Annotated in this window: 11 protein-coding genes; 10 read left to right on the top strand and 1 reads right to left on the bottom strand. The window is 31.1% G+C overall.

All coding sequences use genetic code 11. The annotated features are described in order from the left end of the window. Window positions 1-37 precede the first annotated feature (37 nt). Complete coding sequence (locus tag Q0998_RS00620) at window positions 38-2,554, bottom strand: hypothetical protein (protein ID WP_299664760.1); 2,517 nt, start codon at window positions 2,552-2,554, stop codon at window positions 38-40. A 273-nt stretch (window positions 2,555-2,827) separates the two neighbouring features. Here Q0998_RS00620 and Q0998_RS00615 point away from each other — a divergent pair, with 273 nt between their 5' ends. The 10 genes from Q0998_RS00615 to Q0998_RS00570 all read left to right on the top strand — a co-directional run bounded on the left by Q0998_RS00615 (window position 2,828) and on the right by Q0998_RS00570 (window position 21,449). Beyond that, window positions 2,828-6,004, top strand: coding sequence for a TonB-dependent receptor (locus Q0998_RS00615; protein WP_299664757.1), 3,177 nt, complete (start codon window positions 2,828-2,830; stop codon window positions 6,002-6,004). 9 nt (window positions 6,005-6,013) lie between these two features. Then, window positions 6,014-7,897: a RagB/SusD family nutrient uptake outer membrane protein gene (locus Q0998_RS00610; protein WP_299664754.1), complete on the top strand. Its 1,884-nt coding sequence runs from the start codon at window positions 6,014-6,016 to the stop codon at window positions 7,895-7,897. Window positions 7,898-7,932: 35 nt separating this feature from the next. After that, a complete protein-coding gene (locus tag Q0998_RS00605; RefSeq protein WP_299664751.1) occupies window positions 7,933-8,628 on the top strand; it encodes a DUF3823 domain-containing protein in 696 nt (231 codons plus the stop codon). A gap of 34 nt (window positions 8,629-8,662) precedes the next feature. Then, window positions 8,663-10,018, top strand: a complete 1,356-nt coding sequence (locus Q0998_RS00600) for a glycoside hydrolase family 71/99-like protein (protein ID WP_299664748.1) — start codon at window positions 8,663-8,665, stop codon at window positions 10,016-10,018. Between the two features lie 8 nt (window positions 10,019-10,026). Further along, complete coding sequence (locus tag Q0998_RS00595; protein ID WP_299664745.1) at window positions 10,027-12,294, top strand: GH92 family glycosyl hydrolase; 2,268 nt, start codon at window positions 10,027-10,029, stop codon at window positions 12,292-12,294. 280 nt (window positions 12,295-12,574) lie between these two features. Beyond that, window positions 12,575-14,872 (top strand): GH92 family glycosyl hydrolase, encoded by a 2,298-nt coding sequence (locus Q0998_RS00590; RefSeq protein ID WP_299664742.1) that lies wholly within the window; start codon window positions 12,575-12,577, stop codon window positions 14,870-14,872. An 11-nt stretch (window positions 14,873-14,883) separates the two neighbouring features. Beyond that, window positions 14,884-16,173, top strand: coding sequence for a glycoside hydrolase family 71/99-like protein (locus tag Q0998_RS00585; RefSeq protein ID WP_299664739.1), 1,290 nt, complete (start codon window positions 14,884-14,886; stop codon window positions 16,171-16,173). A gap of 64 nt (window positions 16,174-16,237) precedes the next feature. After that, the gene (locus Q0998_RS00580; protein WP_299664736.1) at window positions 16,238-17,647 is read left to right on the top strand and encodes a sulfatase-like hydrolase/transferase; all 1,410 of its coding nucleotides are present in this window, start codon (window positions 16,238-16,240) and stop codon (window positions 17,645-17,647) included. A 16-nt stretch (window positions 17,648-17,663) separates the two neighbouring features. Further along, window positions 17,664-19,046: a sulfatase gene (locus Q0998_RS00575; protein ID WP_299664732.1), complete on the top strand. Its 1,383-nt coding sequence runs from the start codon at window positions 17,664-17,666 to the stop codon at window positions 19,044-19,046. A gap of 36 nt (window positions 19,047-19,082) precedes the next feature. After that, complete coding sequence (locus Q0998_RS00570; RefSeq protein ID WP_299664729.1) at window positions 19,083-21,449, top strand: T9SS type A sorting domain-containing protein; 2,367 nt, start codon at window positions 19,083-19,085, stop codon at window positions 21,447-21,449. Window positions 21,450-21,451: the final 2 nt, after the last annotated feature.

Genomic DNA, 21,451 nt, shown 5'->3' with positions numbered 1-21,451 from the left:
CCGTCAATAATTTATTTTTCTCTAGCCTACAATGTCACTAATTAATAATTTCTTTAAATGTAACATCGTATTTAGAATCTAAAACCTCAAAATATGTTTTGCAGAATTGGTTGTATTGCTGCTTAGCCAATCCTTTTTTACCAAAAAGATATAGAGATTTACATTTTAAAGCAATTGCCTCTTCATTTAGAGGACCATATTTTAAAATGGTATCTCCAATTAATATAAGTAAGCGTAGATCAGATTGATTTTTAGCGATTCTATTTAAGTTGTCAATCAGTAAATTAGAAATATGCATCTTAAAATCTTCTATCCAATCGGTTTGTATATCTGGAGAAATTTCTCCTCTAGAAACAATCTCTAAAAGTTCATAGACCTCATCTTTATCTAAATTTGCATTCGTGCCTTCACTCAATAATTTCGTAACAAAATTATAATCACAGAAAGCAGACGGGCCTATATTTATGAACCAATATGTGTTTTCGTTATTAATCTTTATATCACCTATTTTTTCTAATAAAATTTTTAACTTACTTATGTTTACATTTCTATTGTTTCTAGCATTACTTTCTGGTTTATTTGGCCACAAATATTCAGTAAGCTTAATTGAAGAAATACCTTTATTGTTTTTTGAACTAGACAATAGTATTAAAATAAATAGCTGTTTTAACGTAGGTGTAAATAGTGCTGTAATATCGTTTCCACCTTTATCATAAACTTGAAAACCTCCAAACAAATATACAGCAGATTTTTTTATCTTTTCTTTTTTATAAGCAATCAAATCTAAAGATTCTTCTTGAGCAATTACTTTTTCTGTAGATATTACAGGTTGCTTTCTATTTTTTAGAACATATAAAGCTAAAAAAATCATAGCTACAATAAGCCCCAAAATCCAAATATTTTTTGAAAAATTAAAAGCTGAATTCTCTTTCTCCTCTTGATATACATCATTCGCCAATAAGGGAGGATATGTCATCGAATACAGCGAAGATTCTTGATCTGTAGTTGTAATAGTATATAGTTTAGACTTATTATAGTTCAAGAAAAAAAATGCATCAGATTTTACATCTAAAAAATTATATGGAATTGAATCTGGATAAATCTGTTTTTCTTTATTTTTAATTCCAAAACGAACAAGTTTCAAATGTGTTTTATAATTTGTATTGTTAAAGATTAGCGTAAAAAAACTTTCTGAAATATTATCTACGATTAAAGATTTTACAGGTAAAAAAGATTCCGAAGATTCGTTTTCTAAACTCCAAATTTTCTTAGGTTTTAAACTATTAAAATCAACAGCATATAAATCATAAAAAAAACGACTATTAACACCTTGCCTGCCAGATTTACTTCCGTAACCTCCGAAGATTAAAAATTTATTAGCATCTATAATTCCCGATGAACTTAAATATCTTGGTGTAATTTCATTATCAATAGTAGCGGTGCTAAAACTAGAGTCGTTTATATTAAATTTATTAAACGAAGAATTATATCTGTAGAAGCCATAACCTCCAAAAGTAATTAAAGAACTGTTTTTTGAATCAGCTATAATAGTATGATGTAGATAAGAAGTTTCTTTACATTTAGTTTCTGGATTTAACCAACTAGAATCTTTAAAATTAAATAGATTAAAGGTTTGCTCATCGATAGAATAAGCCACTAATTCTTCTTTAGTGTTGTTAAAGAAAAATTTATTAGATTGGCATTTAATAAAATTTTCTTTAACAATTATTGTTTCTAATGTTCTGTTGACTAATGAATATATATGTATTTTCTCTGACTCTATAAAAAAGACTCTCTCACCTTTTAAATCTTTTGCTGTTCCTAATAATCTATTAAAATTAAAATCTTTTTGCTTTTTCCAAAATAAATGTTGATCTATCAACCATTCAGGATTTTTTGCAATAGCTACATCTTTTATGATATTATCATACACAACATTGTTTTTTGTATGCATTCCTAAAGACCAATTTCTTATCATTTTTCCATTTTGATTAAAAATTTTTACATTTTTAATACTCATAGGACAAACATCTGTAGTTTGGAATTTTGTATGAAGACTCTTTCCAAAAATCATCTCGAGATTAGAAATATCTTTTAGCGCATCAGATTTTTTAACTATTTTCTCATTATTTATTGATAGCGCAATGGTTGATTTTTCTACATCAATATTAATATTAAATTTTATCCATCTATTATAGTCTCCTTTTGGAATATCAGACCATTTATAACTAAAAAGAATCTTGTCTTTTATAACCAACCAAAAGTTTTCTTCATTGCTATCTAGGTTTGCTACTAAGTCTATATTTAAGAAACTATTTCCAACAATTTTTAAAATATTTCCGTAATAGCCATCACCACGTCTAAAATTAGCTTCAAAAGAAATATTAATTTTCTTTTGAAAGCGAATTGGTGTTTTTGGTGTTAAGTTTAAAGAAGTTCTTTTTTCTTGAATTACTTCATGAGAATAGAAAGATAGACCTTCATCTAAATAGTCTTGTCCTTCTGTTATTTGAATAGAAATTAATAGAAAAAAGAAAATAATAAAATTTCTCATATTATTTATATAGTCTAGACTGCAAGGTAATTTATATTTTTAATTTTAGAAAGATACTTTTAGATAATATTATGAATTTCATCAAAAAATCAAATCGAATTTACTGCTTTTCTAAAAATTTTACTTATTAATTGTAAATTAAGTAATTTTTAATTGTTAATTATTTGCTAATTAATCTCTGCAAATATATTTGTCTTATTAAAAATTAAAGTTATGTTGTGCCTTATTTCAGAAACAATATAAATAATTATACTAAAACTGAATTCAATATTTATGAAGAAACAAAAACTACTATTTTGGCTACAAGCAAATAAACAAGGTAGTATAAAAATGATGACAAAAAATATATTGTTCTTTGCATTATTATTATCTACACTTGGTATTTTAAGTCAAACTAGAACAATAACAGGTAAAGTAGTTGACACAGATAATTTTCCATTACCCTCAGCATCTGTATCATTACAAAACACTACAAACGGTGTAAATACAAATTTTGATGGTATGTATACAATTACAATTCCAACAAAAGGTAATTTCAATTTAGTATTTCGTTATATTGGTTATGAGACTAAAGTTGTTGCCGTTACAAATCAAAGCACTATAAATGTTACTTTAACTGAAGATGTTACTGCTTTAGAAGAAATTATAGTTGTGGGTTATGGTACTCAGAAAAAAGAAAGTTTATCCGCTGCAGTTGCAGTAATTAGCGGTGCAGAAATAGAAACTACAACAAATGTAAGTCTTGCTCAAAAACTAACAGGTAAAATTGCGGGTGTACAAATTCGTCAACAATCGGGTCAACCAGGTTCTTTTGATAACGATATTAATATTCGTGGATTTGGTAATCCAATTTATGTAATTGATGGTATTAGAAGAGGTGGCTCAAGTGACTTTCAACAATTAAATTCTGATGATATTGAAACAATCTCTATTCTAAAAGATGCATCTGCTGCAATATATGGTTTAGGTGCTGCAAATGGTGTAATCTTAGTAACTACTAAAAAAGGGAAAAATAGTAAACCGTCTTTTAATTATAGTACAGTTACAAGTAGCGCAAGACCCACAGATGTTCCTCTTATGGCAAATGCGGCACAATACACACAAATGTGGAATGATACGCAACTATTTATTCCAGGAGGAGCTGGAGTACCTTTTTACTCACCAGAAGAAATTGAAAAATGGAAAAATGGTGGGCCAGGTTATGAGAGCACAGATTGGGGTGCATTAACATTAAAAGAGCAAGCCTTAACACAACAACATAATTTTTCTGCATCTGGAGGTAATGAGAAAACAAATTATTTTATGAGTTTTGGCTATGTTCAAGAAGATGGTTTATTAATTAGTAATGATGTTGGTTATGAGCGTTATACGTTCAGAACAAATTTAACAACTGAGCTCTCTACAAACTTAACAGCCTCTTTGTTAATAAATGGAAGATGGGACGAAAACACACAACCAGGTGCAAACTTCTTTAATATTTTTAAAGGTACCCGTTTGGCTTTGCCAACCGAATCTGCTTATGCGAATAATAATCCTAATTTCTTAGCACCTATTGCTTCTGGTTTAAATCCCGTTGCTTTTATGGAAAGAGATCTTACAGGTTATACAGATAACAACACAAGAGCATTTACATCTACTTTTTCTGTAGAGTATAAAGTACCGTTTGTTGAAGGGCTTAGATTAAAGGGGGTTGTAGCTTATGATGCAAATAATTTTCAAAGTAAAAGCTTAGCTCCTACCTATAATTTATTTAATTATGATGAAGTTAATGATGTTTATAACCCTGTAAAACAAAATGACGGTGTTGCTAACATTGCCAATGAAAATAGAAATGGGGATGGAATGACGTATCAAGGATATATAAATTACGACAAAGTGTTTGCAGATGATCATGATTTTAAGGCACTTTTGTTAGTAGAAAGTAATTCTTATTCAGATAGATTTTCTAGAATAAGAAGATTTTATCCAGAATTTTACACTAAAGATCAATTGCGATTCGCAAGTCCTATTGGACAAGAAAGTGATGGTATTGAAAGTGAAAGTGCAGATTTTTCTTACGCAGCTAGATTGAATTATGGTTACAAAGGAAAATATTTTTTAGAAGTATCTGCACGTTACATGGGGTCTTATAGATATGCTCCTGAAAATAGATATGGTCTATATCCTACAGCTACTGCTGCTTGGAGAATTTCTGAAGAGCGTTTTATAAAAGATAATTTAGATTGGATTTCAAATATTAAATTAAGAGGTTCTTATGGAATAGCAGGTCAACCAGAAGGAGGTCCTTTTCAGTATGTTCCGGGATATTCTATTGGTAGCGGTGGGTCTTATGAATTTGATGAAGGTTTTTTAACAGACGGGATTAGAACTCCTCCAATTCCTAATCCTAATCTTACTTGGATGGAGGCTACAACAAGTAATATTGGACTTGAACTTGGCTTTTTAAATAACAGATTAAATATTACCATAGATGCTTATCAACGTGAATTAGATGGAATACCTGCAAGGAGAAGTATTGCATTACCAAATACGTATGGAGGTGTTTTACCACAAGAAAATTTAAATAGTGAAATAACACAAGGGATAGAATTTACAGCTGGATATAGACAAAGAGTTACACAAGATTTCAAATTTGACATATCAGGTAATTTTAGTTATTCAAGAACAAAAAGAAATTTTGTTGAAGGAGAAGCATTTAATAACAGCTATAGCGAGTGGAGAAATAGACAATCTGGTAGATGGAATGACATTGCTTGGGGCTATAATTATATAGGTCAGTTTCAAAGTGAAGAAGCATTAAGAAGTGCAGCTTTACAAAATGGAGATAGAAGCAACGTTTTAAGAGAATTACCAGGAGATTTTCAATATGAAGATTGGAATAATGATGGAATTGTAGATGGGCAAGATGAGCAACCTTTATTTTTTAGCGGAAGACCTAAAATGTTTTTCGGTCTTACTTTAAACTTAGAATATAAAGGGTTCTATCTAAACTCTTTATTTCAGGGTGCAGCAAATTATACCGTACGTTTTAGAGAAACCTACGCAGAAATGTTTGCATTTAGAGGGAATACACCAGCTTATTTCTATGATAGATGGCGAAAAGAAGATCCTTATGATGTTACTAGTGAGTGGATTCCTGGAACTTGGCCAGCAAGTAGAACAATTGCAGATGTTGGTAGTTTGTATAAAGAAAGTTCTGTTTGGAGAAGAGATGCTTCTTATTTGAGATTAAAATCTGTAGAATTTGGATATAATTTTAAAAATGAAGGAATGAAAGAAACTTTAGGAATTACTAATTTAAGACTTTATGTGAGTGGTTTTAATTTATATACTTGGGCAGATGATTTTGTAAAACCTTTTGATCCAGAAAAGATTGAAGGTGCTTTTTCTGCAGGGTTTACATACCCAGTAACAAAGACTTATAATTTTGGAGTAAATATTAACTTTTAAATAAAACCTATGAAACTAATAAAAAATATATTATTTCTTTTTGTAGTAAGTCTTATTTCCTTCTCTTGTGACGATGGATTAGACTTATTACCAACGGATAAAATTACAGCAGATGACCTTTTTGGTGATCCTGCAGGAACAAAATTGTATTTAGCAGATTTATATGACAGACTCCCTATCGAAGATTTAACATTCTTTCCTAAAGACGGTTTTAATTTCAATCCAGGAGATCCAAACAATGGTGGTTTTACATCTTCAATGTTAACAATGACGGCACATCATAGTGAACGAAATAGTTTTATAAATGGCAATTATTTAAACTGGTGGGATGATGCTTTTAGATTGATTAGAGATGTAAATTTATTTATAGATATCATACCAACTTTAAGCAATACAGATGCTGAAAAAGCGGCATATTTAGGGGAAGCTTCATTTATTAGAGCATTTGCTTACTTTGGTTTGGTGAAAAGATATGGTGGCGTTCCAATTATTAGAACACCTCAAGAATTTAATGGAGATCCAGAGTCTTTAAAAGTTCCTAGAAATACAGAAAAAGAAACTTGGGATTTTGTTTTAAGTGAATGTGACATTGCAGCAAATTCGTTAGGAGAAACTAATGGAAGAAGAGCTTCAAAATGGGCGGCTTTATCATTAAAATCAAGAGTGGCTTTACATGCTGCATCAGTTGCAAAATTTGGCGGTAATATCACATTAAATGGGGATGCTGTAAATCAAGAATTGGTAGGCTTACCTATTAGTGCAGCAAATGCGTATTATCAAATATGTATTGATGCATCTGCAAACATTATGAATAATAGTCCTTACGGCTTATACAAACCAAACCCTGGAACTGCAGATGAAGCTGCAGAAAATTTCAGAGCAATGTTTGAAAATCCTAATATAGCACTTGAAGAATCAATTTTAATAAAGGGAAGAACCATTCCTGGTGAAGGTTTTGGTAATAATTATGATATTTGGTTTGGTCCTGCTCAAACAAGAAATGGATGGCCTCATCCTGGAAGATATAATCCTACATTAGAATTTGTAGATTTATTTGAAAACTATAGTAATCCAGGAGAAGATGGTAAAATTATTACTACTGCTGATGCAAATACAGAAAATTATGATGGTTATCAACCTTCACGTAATTATGTACGTTACTCAGATCCTCTAAACCTTTTCGCCGATAAAGATGCACGGTTAAGAGCCACTGTAATTCTTCCAAATTCAACTTGGAAAGATGAAAATATAATTATTCAAGCTGGGCTTATTACACCAGCTGGTAAAGCAGAGATTGAAACATTAGCATTTACATTTGCTGCAGGTAGCATTTATTCTAGTTATGGTACGTTAGATGCTGATAAGCATTCTGGCTTTAATCCACAAGGGGGAAACAATACAAAAACAGGTTTTGGATTCAAAAAATTTTTAAGTACTGAACCTGTGCAACCAGCATGGAATAGAAGTTTTACAGATTTTGCAGAATTTAGGTACGCAGAAATTTTATTAAATTATGCAGAAGCAGTTGTAGAAAGTGGTTTAGGTAGTCAAACAGTTGCAGAAACAGCTTTAAATGCAACAAGAAGAAGAGCATTTCACCAAACAGATATTCCTTTAACTATCGAAAATGTTTTGAGAGAAAGAACAGTAGAGTTAGCTTTTGAAAACAAAGAAGTTTGGGATTTAATGAGAAGAAGAACGTATCATACTGTATTTAACAATACTAGAAAACATGCTTTATTACCAATATTAGATTTAAGAGGTAGTGCACCTTTCGAATATATTTTTGTTCGTAATAGAATTAGAGGTAATGATCCACAAACCTTTGATGTAAGAGAATATTATAGAAATATTCCTGGTATTGGTTTAAATGGTTTAATACCAAATCCGTAAGACATAATTTGAATATAAATAAAGAATAATTTATTATGAATAAAATTAAATATATAATAGTTTTTTTAGTTTCTGTAGGTCTTTTTAGTTCTTGCGAATTAGATAATTTAGAAGGTCCAACTGCAGATTTATATGGGAGCATTATTGATGATGTTACTGGAGACTTAGTAGAACAGGATATTATAAGAGGTGGCGAATTAGAATTAAGAGAAGCTGGTTTTGAAAACGTTGCTCCGCAATTTATGAACTATAAAGTTGATGGAACATTTAGAGATAGCAAACTGTTTGCAAATACTTATAAAGTTTTACCTGTTCGTACAAATTTTCAATCTATAGATACTATTGAAGTAAATATAAGTGGCAGTACAAAATTAGACTTAGTTGTTTCTCCTTATATACGCATAAAAGATGCTTCTATAACAAATGTAGGAGGTATAGTGACAGCTACTTTTTCTTTAGAACAAACAGGTTTTGGTAATGTATCTAAAATAGGTTTATATGCAGGTGCAGATAAAAATGTTGGTGAACCTGCAAGATTGGTAAAAAAAGAAACGAATATTAATGCGCCAGTTTCTCCATTAAATCCAGTTACTACATACACATTATCTATAAACACCAATAATGAAATTGATTTAAAAACTGGGAAGTTTTATTATTTTAGAATTGGTGCATTATATGACGCACCAAATGCAAGGTTTAATTATGTTACTGCTGTAGAAATACAATTGTAATATGAAATATAAATAAGCATTTAAAATATCAAATATGAAAACGATAAATTCAAAATACAAATTATTAATGCTAATTTTAATATTATTTTTAGGATGGTCCTGCAGTGGTGATACACCCGAAGAAATGATTGAGGAAGAAGAGGATGACCCAATTGTAGTGGTAGATGAAATTGTCTATGACGAAACTGGATGTTTATTTACATCATATACTAATTTAGTAATGGCGGGTTATCAAGGTTGGTTTGCAGCACAGGGTGATGATTCTAATAGAGGTTGGTATCACTATGAAAATCCTAAATGTGATGGATTTAAATCAGATTGCTCTTCCATAGATATGTGGCCAGATATGACGGAGTATGAAACAAAATATGTAACACCTTATAAATATGCAGATGGTTCAAGTGCCTATTTATATAGTCCTTATGATGAATCATCAATAGATCTTCATTTTAAATGGATGAAAGAAAACAATATTGATGGTGTACACATGCAACGTTTTGTTGTAGAGGTTCATTCTTCTAATTCTAGAGGAAAAAGACACTTTAATAAAGTGCTAGAAAGTGCTTTAAAAGCTGCAAAAAAATACGGCAGAGCTATTAGTATTATGTATGATTTAAGTGGTAGCGATAGCAATAAAGTTGCCTATCTAGAACAAGATTGGAATGAGATAGTAGAGAAATATAAGTTATTTGACAATTTTGAACATCCTACCTATTTAAGGCATAATGGAAAACCTTTAATGTCTATTTGGGGCGTTGGTTTTAATGATAGTCGTAAATATACAACGGCAGATGTTAGTCAATTAGTAAACAAATTAAAAGGCCCAAAAAATAAAGTTGCTATCATGTTAGGTGTTCCTTATTATTGGAGAACTTTTGGTAATGACACAGAAAATAATCCTGCTTTTCATGATTTAATTAAAAAAGTAGATATTATCATGCCCTGGGCTGTAGGCCGTTATAATTCACCATCTAGTTACAATGCAGACATTCCTTATAGAGATCGTTTGTGGACAGATGCTAATAAAATTGATTATGTTCCTTTAGTTTTTCCTGGTTTTACCTGGGGTAATTTAACAAGAGATCCAAATAATTTTAATTCTATACCAAGATTAAGAGGAGATTTCTTTTGGAAACAAATAGCTGGCGCAAAATTATCTGGTGCTAAAAGTTTATATGTTGCCATGTTTGATGAGGTTGATGAAGGTACAGCAATTTTTAAAGTAAAAAGAAATAATGAAGTGCCATTAGTTGTTGGTAATGAAGGTTACAAATTTGTTGGTATTGAAAATGATTTAGAATCAGATCATTATTTATGGCTTACGGGTCAAGCTGCAAATTGGTTTCATGGTGATAATAGTTATGATATTACAACACCAGTTAGAAATTAATCTCTAATATGAAAAAGAAAATTTATTTTTTTGCAATTTTTACTGTATCAGTAATGTTGCTTTCAAACTGTGGTTTTGTAAAAAAAGCTACAAGTGAACCTATAAATTATGTAAATCCATATATTGGTAATATTAGTCATTTATTAGTCCCTACTTTCCCAACAATGCATCTACCGAATAGTATGATGCGTGTAAATCCTGAAAGAGGAGATTTTACTTCAGATTTCATAAATGGATTGCCATTAATTACAACAAGCCATCGTGGTAGTTCTGCTTTTAATTTAAGCTCTTTTCAAGGGGATGTAAAAAAAATTAGATCCGTTATTAAACAAAGTTATGATAATGAGAAAATCACTCCATATTCCTATTCTCTGTATTTAGATGAACAGCATACCACTGTCAATTTCGGATTATCTCACCAGTCTGCAATGTATGAACTAAATTTTGAAAAAGAGGAAGCGATTTATATCATTCTAAATTCAAAAAATGGCGCTTTAAATTGGGATGGAACCTCATTATATGGTTATCAATTAATAGAAAACAACACAAAGGTTTATCTGAACATGACCTTTGCAGAAAAGCCAATTACTGTTTCAGTATTAAAAAATAATATATTAAGTGAAGGCACTAATACAGCAGGAAAAAACGCAAGTTTGGTTTTAAAATTTCTAAAAGATGCGAAAAAAATAAATATTCAATACGGAATCTCTTTTATTGATGAAAATCAAGCTAAAAAGAATTTAGAAAGAGAATTGACAGGAAAAAACGTTGAATCTTTAAATAAAATTTCAAGAGGAATTTGGAATAATGCTCTTAGCAAGATAGAAGTTTCAGGTGGAGATTTAAAAGATAAATCTGTTTTTTATACTTCTTTTTATAGAACGTATGAACGTCCGGTTTGTCTTTCTGAAGATGGGCGTTATTATAGCGCCTTTGATAATAAAGTACATGAAGATAATGGACGCCCTTTTTACACAGATGATTGGATCTGGGATTCGTACAGAGCACATCATCCATTAAGAATTTTAGTAGACCCAAAAAAAGAGGAAGATATTTTAAACTCTTTTATAATTATGGCTGAACAAATGGATCATTTTTGGATGCCAACTTTTCCTGAAGTTACGGGAGATAGTAGAAGAATGAACTCCAACCATGGTGTAGCATCAGTTATTGATGCATATAGAAAAGGATTGAGAAATTTCGATTTAGAAAAGGCATATGTAGCCTCTAAAAATGCAATTTCAGAAAAAACTTTATCACCTTGGTCAGGAAAACCTGCAGGAGAAATAGATGCTTTTTATAAAGAGAAAGGATATTTCCCTGCATTAAATAACGGGGAAGAAGAAACAGTGCCAGAAGTTCATGCTTTTGAAAGTAGACAACCTGTTGCTGTTACTTTAGGAACTTCTTATGATGAATGGTGCTTAGCTCAAATAGCACAAGAGTTAGGTAAGGATAAAGAATACAATTTTTACATTCAAAATTCTTTAAATTATCAAAATTTATACAATAAAGAAACGAAATTTTTTCATCCAAAAAATAATAAAGGAGAATTTATAACACCTTTCGATTATACTTTTTCTGGTGGAATGGGTGCTCGAAAATTTTATAGTGAAAATAATGGTTGGGTATATCGTTGGGACGTGCAACATAACATAAACGATTTAATCAATTTAATGGGCGGAAAAGAAACTTTTATAAATGAATTAAACAGAACATTTTCAGAACCTTTAGGAAGAAGTAAATATGGTTTTTATGCGCAATTGCCAGATCATACAGGTAATGTTGGTCAGTTCTCTATGGCAAATGAACCTTCTTTGCACATTCCCTATTTATATAATTATGCTGGGCAACCTTGGAAAACTCAGAAAAGAATTCGTACGTTATTAAATCAATGGTTTAGAGACGATTTAATGGGAGTTCCTGGTGATGAAGATGGTGGAGGAATGACTTCTTTCGTTGTTTTTTCTCAATTAGGTTTTTATCCTGTAACACCAGGTTTACCAATGTATAATATTGGAAGTCCCGTATTTGAAAGTGCAACTATTAAGTTAGATAATGGAAATATTTTTACCATAAATACTAAAAACTATGCTCCTAAGAATAAGTACATTCAATCTGCAACATTAAACGGAGAGGTTTGGAATAAGCCTTGGTTTATGCATGATGATATGAAAGATGGTGGAGTTCTTGAATTAGTAATGGGAAATAAAGCAAACAAAAATTGGGGTTCAAATTTAATAGATGCACCTCCTTCCATGTATTTTAAAAAATAAAATCTTTTTATTCAATGTAAAAAAAATCAGTTTAAAGTTATATTTTAAAACTTAAAAGTAGAGAAGCAAAATCATATTGCTTCTCTACTTTTTTTATTATTTACAATGATACAGTGCTATTATTGATAATATTCAAACATATTGCTGATAAAAATAAGATTGACTTCATATTAATCGTTTATTAATTGATTTTTCACCTTAAATTAATTCACATTTTTACTTTTGATTTAGTATTAAATTAATTTTCAGATCTAAATCAATTTTAAATTCAAAAAAACCTATGAAGAAAATATCATTGCTAATCTTCTTAAGTGTACTACTTTCCTTAACAGCTTGCTCAAAAAAACATTTAGACTCAAATTCTAATCAAAAAAATATAGATAATGCTCAATTCGTAAATCCTTTTATAGGAACTGGTGGCCATGGTCATACATTTCCAGGATCTAGTGTTCCAAATAGTATGGTTCAATTAAGTCCAGATACTAGAACAAATGGTTGGGATGCTTGTGGAGGCTATCATCATACAGATTCTTCAATTTTAGGGTTTAGCCACACACATTTAAGTGGAACAGGTATTGGAGATTTAGGAGATTTTTTGTTTATGCCTTTTACAGGTAAAGCAAAAACAACTGCTGGTACTGCAGAAAATCCTGACGCTGGTTACAGAAGTAGATTTAGCCATGAGAAAGAAACTTCAATTCCTGGTTACTATTCAGTAGATTTATTAGATTATGATATTAAAGCTGAATTAACCTCAAGCAAAAGGGCTGGTTTTCATAAATATACTTTTTTAAATGATGATAGCAGAGGTTTAATTATCAACATGAAACATAGCATTCATCATAGAAATGTTTTGAAAAGTGAAATTAAAGTAATTAGTGATACCGAAATTGTTGGCTATAGAAACATTAGTGGTTGGGCACACAATAGACACATTTATTTTCACGCAAAATTTAACAATCCTTTTACTGTTGAGTTTTTTGAAAACGGAGTGAAGCAAGCATCAACAGAAATTGGAGCTGGTAGAAATTTAATAGCAGTTTTAAAATTTAAAAATGTTGATAAGGATCAGATAATGACAAAAGTTGGAATATCTTCTGTTGATGATGAAGGTGCTAAAAATAACGTAACAACTGAAATACCAGATTGGAATTTTGAGAAAGTTAAAAATGATGCTCAAAGTGAATGGAAAACCGAATTGAGTAGCATAGACATTGAAGGAGGAACAAAAGAGCAAAGAGCAATTTTTTATACAGGATTGTACCATACCTCTATGAGTCCATATACTTTTAATGATGTGGATGGTAGATATATGGGGATGGATCAAAAAATATATTCTTCTGGAGAAAAGGATATGTATACTGTTTTTTCTTTATGGGATACCTTTAGAGCTTTTCATCCTTTAATGACCATTATAAATCCTGAAAAAAATGATGATTTTGTAAAATCTCTTTTGAATCAATACGATCAAGGAGGAATTTTACCAAAATGGGAGTTGAATGGAAATTATACTGGTACAATGATTGGCTATCATTCGATTCCTGTTATTGTTGATGCTTATTTTAAAGGCGATAAAGACTTTGATGTAGAAAAAGCATACGAAGCTATGGTGCATGCATCTAATTACAATACAGAAAGAGTGTTGTTTCCATCAGAAACAGTAAAAGAAAAATTATCACCAAAAGCAAAATTATACAAAGAAGAGTTTGGGTATATTCCTGCTGATATGGAAAATGAATCTGTTTCTAAAGGTTTAGAATATGCTTATAACGATTGGTGTATTGCTCAAATAGCAAAAGCTTTAGGCAAAGATGATGACTATAAATTGTACATGGAACGTTCCATGCGTTACAAAAAATACTTCGACAGTAAAACAGGTTTTATGCGTGGCGTTAATAAAGATGGAAGTTTTAGAGAACCTTTTGACCCTAAATTTTCTAGACATAGGAAAGACGATTATGTAGAAGGAAACGCATGGCAATGGAACTGGTTTGTAACACATGATGTAAATGGTTTGGTAGAATTAATGGGAGGTAAAGACAAATTCAGTAGCAAATTAGATGAACTTTTTAGTACAAGCTCAGAAATTAATGGAGAACATACCTCTGGCGATATTTCAGGTTTAATTGGGCAATATGCACATGGTAATGAACCAAGTCATCATATAACGCATATCTACAATTTTATAGATCAACCTTGGAAAACGCAGAAATTAACAGATAAAATTATGTCAACACTTTATTTTGACAATCCAAATGGACTATCAGGAAATGAAGATTGTGGGCAAATGTCTGCTTGGTATATTTTAAATGCAATGGGTTTTTATTCTTTTAATCCTGGAGATTCTTCTTACTCAGTAGGAAGACCAATTTTTGATAAGGTTACGATCAATTTAAAAAACGGAAAAAAATTTACTGTAAAAGTAAAAAATAATAGTTCCAAAAATATGTACATCCAATCTTTAAAAATGAATGAGAAAAAATTAGCAAAACCTTTTTTTACTCATAAAGATATTATGAATGGAGGAATCTTAGAATTTAAAATGGGCGCAACTGAAAATAAAACATTGTTTCACTAAAAAACTTTATAATGCACTTAAAAAAGATTTTTATTTTACTAATAGCAACACTCTTTTGCTGGAGTACATATTCTCAAAACAAACATGGTAAAAATTACTTATTTCCTAATTATAAAGGATTAGTAATGGCAGGTTATCAAGGCTGGTTTAGGGCTCCAGGAGATGGCTCTGGAAATAGTTGGGGGCATTATGGTGCTGATGGAAAATTTGATGAAAATCACAACACCATAGATTTTTGGCCAGATGTTTCCCAATATAAAAAAACCTATGAAACCAATTTTAAATTCCCTGATGGAAAAAAAGCAAGGGTTTTTAGTTCTATGGATAAAAGTACCACAGATTTACATTTTAAATGGATGAAAGAGTATGGTATTGATGGTGTTTTTATGCAACGCTTTTTTAACGTGGCAAAAGATAAAAATCCAAACAAGTCAAGTAATATCATATTAAAAAATGCTTTGAATGCTGCTGAAAAAAACCGAAAAGCAATTGCTGTAATGTATGATTTATCTGGCTTAAGAGCTAAAGGGGAAGATTGCTCTGCAATTATTGAAGATTGGAAAAAATTGGTAGATGACTTAAAAGTTACCAATAGTGAAAACTATTTACGTCATAATGGAAAGCCTTTAGTCACCATCTGGGGAATTGGTTTTCCTGATAGATCTTATAATATTAGAGAAATTGGCATCAATCGTTTGATCGATTTTTTAAAAAATGACCCAGAATATGGTGGTTGTTCAGTAATGTTAGGTGTACCCACTTATTTTAGAGAATTAGACAAAGATTGTCTTCCAGATCCTTATTTACATGAAGTTATAAAATCTGCAGACATCGTTTTACCTTGGATGGTACAACGTTTTACGCCATTATTACATCAAGATGAAATTAGATATAGAGATCATGTAATGGCAGATATTAAATGGTGCAAAGAAAATAATGTAGATTATGTTCCTTTGGTGTATGCAGGTTTTAGCTGGCATAATTTATCAAAAAGAAATCCTGGTCTGGCAAGACATACTTCTTATGGAGCCATACCAAGAGTGGGTGGTAAATTTTATTGGGATCTTATTTACAACGCAATTACCGCAGGAGCAGAAATGCTATATGTAGGGATGTTTGACGAAGTTGATGAAGGAACAGCAATTATTCCTATTTTGAACAAGCCACCAAATAGTAAAAACGCCTATTTTGTTGGTAATGATGATGTGCCACCAGATCATTATTTATTTCTAACAGGTGAAGCAGGAAAAATGTTGCGGAAAGAAAAACCACTAGTAAAAAATATGGTGACTAAAAATTAAGTAATTCTCAAAATTCAAAATATGTCTTTTTTTTTGTTTTATCAAATACATAAGTTTTAAAATTATGAAAAGCGAAAGTTTGAAAAGTATTTTATTCTTTTTAATTACAATTTCTAGTTTATTTGTGTTGTGCAGAACATCAGAAACCCATTCTGTTATAAAAAACAAACCCAATGTACTTATTATACTCGTTGATGATTTAGGGTATGGAGATATTTCTTCTTTCGGACAAAAAAAATACAAAACACCAAATATTGATAAAATTGGAACGAACGGAGTAAGTAGCACAAGCTTTTATGTGCCAACTCCATATTGTGCACCCTCTAGAGCAACGTTATTAACAGGAAGATTTCCTTTACGTCATAGATTAACAAAAAACCCTACACCAGATGCAGGTGTAGAAATCGATAACGAAGGTTTACATCCTGATGAAATAACAATACCAGAAATTTTTAAAAAAGGAGGATATATTTCAAAAGCAATTGGAAAATGGCATTTAGGACATAAACCAAAATTTTTTCCTGTAGCACAAGGTTTCGATGAATATTATGGGATTTTATATTCTAATGACATGCGTCCTGTACAAATTATTCAAAATAAAGACACGATTAAAAAACCTGTAGATCAACGTTTTTTAACAACAGATTATACAGAGAAAGCAATAGAATTTATCAAAAGGCAAAAAGAAAATCCTTTTTTATTGTATTTAGCGCATGCAATGCCTCACAAACCTTTGGCTGTTTCAGATAAGTTTTATACTCCAGAAACCCCGAATGACTTATATGCTGATGTAATTAGAGAACTAGATTATAATATAGGTAAAGTAATGGCTACTTTAGAGGAATTAAAAATTTTAGACAACACAATTGTAATTTTTATGTCAGATAATGGTCCTTGGTATGGAGGAAGTTCAGGAGGGTTTAAAGGCATGAAAGCCACCACTTGGGAAGGTGGCATTAGAGTTCCATTTATGATTCAATATCCTAAAGTGTTTCCGAAAAATAAGAAGATTGATATTCCTCTTTGGTCGCCAGATATTTTACCAACACTATGTACCTTAACAAATATAGAATTAGATAGCAATATTATTTTAGATGGTAAAGATATTACGAGCATTCTTCAAGGAAAAAATAGTATGCATGCACCCATTTTTAGCATGCATAATGAAGAAATAATGTCTGTTAGAAAAGGCAAATATAAACTGTTTCTCAACAAACCAAGATATCGTAAAAAAGTAGATTTAGCAACTTGGTCAGATCCAAGAGCCCCAGATGGTACAACAATTATTGCTCAGACAGAAGGGCAAGCAACTCCTGCAGATTATCCTGGTGTTTCTCCTGAAAAACCCAAAAATAAAATACAATTATTTGATTTAGAAAAAGATCCAACAGAATCTAAAGATCTGGCTTCTTTAAACGCTGAAATTGTAAAAGAACTAATGTTAGAATACAAAAAATTTAAAGCAACGTTTTAAACTAAATAATCTGTAAATGAAAAAAATAATACGATTCATATCTTTTTGCCTGATCATCATAGGGTGTAAAAATTCTGAGAAAGAAATAGCAACAAATAGCCTTGTTAAAAAAGACAAAAACGTGCTTTTTATAGTGGTTGATGATTTAAATACCACATTAGGTGCGTATGGACATCCAATTGTAAAAACACCAAATATTGATGCGTTGGCAAAATCTGGAATTCAATTTAATAAAGCCTATGCTAATTATGCAGTTTGTGGCCCAAGTCGTGGTTCTTTTTTAACCGGTTTGCGCCCAGAGAATATCAATATATTAGATAATAGAACGCCTTTACAGAATGTGTTAGGTGCTAAAATTACACTTCCAAATTTATTTAAGAAAAACGGATTTGAGACCATTGGTTTGGGCAAAATTTTTCATGGAATGGGAGATCATGGAGATGCAAAAGCTTGGGATGCATATTATAATTTTGAAGTTACAGAATTGGGCAAAAAAGGCTCAAAAAGAAACCTTACAAATGGCTTTTTAGAATGGTGTACTTGGCAAGCTGCAGAAGGTACAGATGAAGATCAAGAAGATGGGCAGATTGCACAAAAAGCAGTAGAATTAATACAAACAAAAAGAGAAAAACCTTTCTTTTTAGCGGTGGGTTTAAAAAAACCTCATGATCCTTTTATTGCCCCAAAAAAGTATTTTGATATATATCCTTTAGAGGACTGCAATCCACCAAAATTATCTAAAGGTTGGAAACCTCCTTACAAATTTACATTGCCTCAAGAAACTAAAAACTTTAACAAATTTAATGATAAGGATAAGCGTGAATTTTTACGCTCTTATTATGCGTGTACAAGTTTTATGGATGCGCAAGTTGGTAAGATAATGAAGGCTTTAAAAGAATCTGGACAATTAGAAAATACATTGGTTGTTTTCTTTGGCGATCATGGGTATCATTTAGGAGAACATAATTGGTGGAACAAAGTAACTGTTTTTGAAAAAGGAACAAATGCTCCATTTATTATTGCTGGGAATGCTGTAGGAAAGAAAGGCGTAAAATCTAATAGCATGTTCGAGTTTATAGACATCTACCCTACACTAGCTCAATTAATGAATTTAAAATATACCCCAAAATATTTAGAAGGAGAAAGTTTTGCGGATGTTGTAGAAAACCCTACAAAATCATTTAGATCTGAAGTTAGAGCTGTTACAACTCGTGGAAACATGATTGGTAGAATGGTTAAAAATGAAAACTATAGATATATTGAATGGAATAACGGGAAATCTGGGAAGGAATTATATGACCAAAAAAATGACCCAATTGAATATCACAATCTAGCAGGTAAAAAAGAATATAAAACTACTGTTGCTATTATGAGCAAACTATTAAATACAGAAAAATAAGTTAAACAGTCTCTAGAATCTAAATTTAAAACAAATATGAAAATAAATAAAAAAAACTCCATAATATTATTAATAATAACTTTATGTATTTCAAATTTAAGCTGGTCTCAAGATGAGATGAAAGGGAAAGTGATGATGGGATACCAAGGTTGGTTTTTAGCTAAAGGAGATAATTCTGGCCCTAATGAATGGAGGCATTGGTTTAGAAGTACAACAAATCCTTCTCCAGAAAATTTCACCATAGATATGTGGCCAGATATGTCTGAATACGAAAAAGGGTATGATACCAACATGACCTATGCAGACGGTTCTACTGCACAATTATTTTCGTCTCATGATTTAAGTACTACAAGAACCCATTTTAAATGGATGAAAGAGTATAACATTCATGGTGTTCATTTACAACGTTTTTTAAGTGAAGTTTCAGATCCAAGATTTTTTAAAGCTCGAAACAATGTATTACAAAATGTAATAGCAGCGTCAACAGAATACGACAGACATTTTTCTGTGATGTATGATTTGTCTGGCGTTAGAGATGATGGCAATATGTATGATAAGCTCATTAACGATTGGGAATATTTAGTAGACAATTATGATATTTTAAATCAAGATGGGTACGTAAAAGAAGACGGAAGACCCGTAGTAGCTATTTGGGGAATTGGTTTTAAAAATAGAGGATTAACGGTAGCTACATTTAAAAAAATTATAGATTATTTTCACAAAGATGCCGCTCCTAAATACCAAGCGTATGTAATGGGTGGTGTACCAGATGGTTGGAGAACTTTGAGCGGATCATCAGAAAGTGCTTCAGGATGGAGAGAGATATATAATTCTTTAGACATGATTAGCCCTTGGGCAGTTGGCAGATATAGTAATGAAAATGCAGCAAATGTTTGGAAAGTGACCAATATTGCACCAGATTTAGCAGAATGTGCAAAAAATAATGTGGATTATATGCCAGTAATTTGGCCAGGCTTTTCTTGGTTAAACCTTAAAAGAGAAGCAGGTACTTTCAATCAAATTCCACGAAACGGTGGAAAATTTTATTGGAGACAAGCTTTTAATGCAATAGACGCAGGAGCAAAATACATATATGTAGCCATGTTTGATGAAGTAGATGAAGCAACAGCCATGTTTAAAACTGTAGAAACGAAATCACAGAATCCAGTAGAAGCCACAGAAATTTTAGTTCCATTAGATATAGATGGTGTTTCATTACCAAGTGATTGGTATTTGCAGTTAGCAGATCAAACACAACAAATGTTAGAGGGTTCTATTTCTTTAACAAGTACAATTCCCATTAAACCTGCAACCTCGATGGGTAATGGGTCTGAATTTGTATCACAACAAAATATTCCTGTAATTATGGCTATAAATGAGACGATTTCTGTAAACATTACCATGAGAAATTCTGGAAGAACAACTTGGACAAAAGCTTCAGGTTATGTCTTAAAAAGTCAAAACCCAGCAGGAAACGCTACTTGGGGTTTAAGTAAAGTAGACTTATTAGAAGGCGATGCTATTGCACCTAATCAAGAGAAAATTTTTACTTTTAATATTACCTCACCTGCTGCGAATTGCTTTAAAGATTTTCAATGGAGAATTGAACAAGAAAATGTTGAATCTTTTGGTGCTTTTACTCCCAACAGGCTGATTTCTGTGGGTACAAGTGGTGAATATTTTGACGACTGTGATTTTATTACTGGTTGGGAATCTAGTAAAACAAGTATCACAACAACAGACAAAATTCAAGGAGCTGCTGCCATAGAATTTACAGGCTCAAATACAGATGAATTTTCAAAAAAATTTGAAGGTGTCTACAATGCAGAAGGTGGTGTAGAAAATACAACTTTGCAATTTTATTATTATGTATCAGATATAACAAAATTTCAAAACGATAATCAAGTAGAAATAAGTAGTTCTGGAAGAGCAGATAGTGAAGAGTATAGTTGGGCTTTAAAAAATCTCGAAAATGGTTGGAATCTTATTCGACTAGAAACTAAAGATGCCAGCAAAATAGGTACGCCAGATTTAAGCCGCATTAATTGGTTTAGATTGTATAGAGTTAAAAGTGGCGAAGTAACTACTAGAATAGACGGAATTCAATTGCTAGATAAAAGTTTATCTGTTGAAGGTGTTAGTAAAGATGTCTTTTTTGAAATGTATCCAAACCCAACAAAATCTGATGTAAATATCAAATTTACTTTGAAAAAATCAGCTAAAGTTTCTGTACAGTTGATAAATGTTTTAGGGCAAACTGTATCACAGAAAGCTCAATTACAGGAATTTAATTCAGGCACACATCATTATAAAATTCCTACAAAAGATTTAGGAAAAGGAATCTATATAGCAAAAATTAGTATTGATGGTTTTGTTTCTTCGAAAAGATTAGTAGTTCAATAAAC

The organism is uncultured Polaribacter sp. (assembly GCF_947501385.1).
In the GTDB taxonomy this organism is placed as follows: domain Bacteria; phylum Bacteroidota; class Bacteroidia; order Flavobacteriales; family Flavobacteriaceae; genus Polaribacter.
Note: the sequence above shows the minus strand (reverse complement) of the source record. Positions and strands in the feature narration are given on the sequence as shown.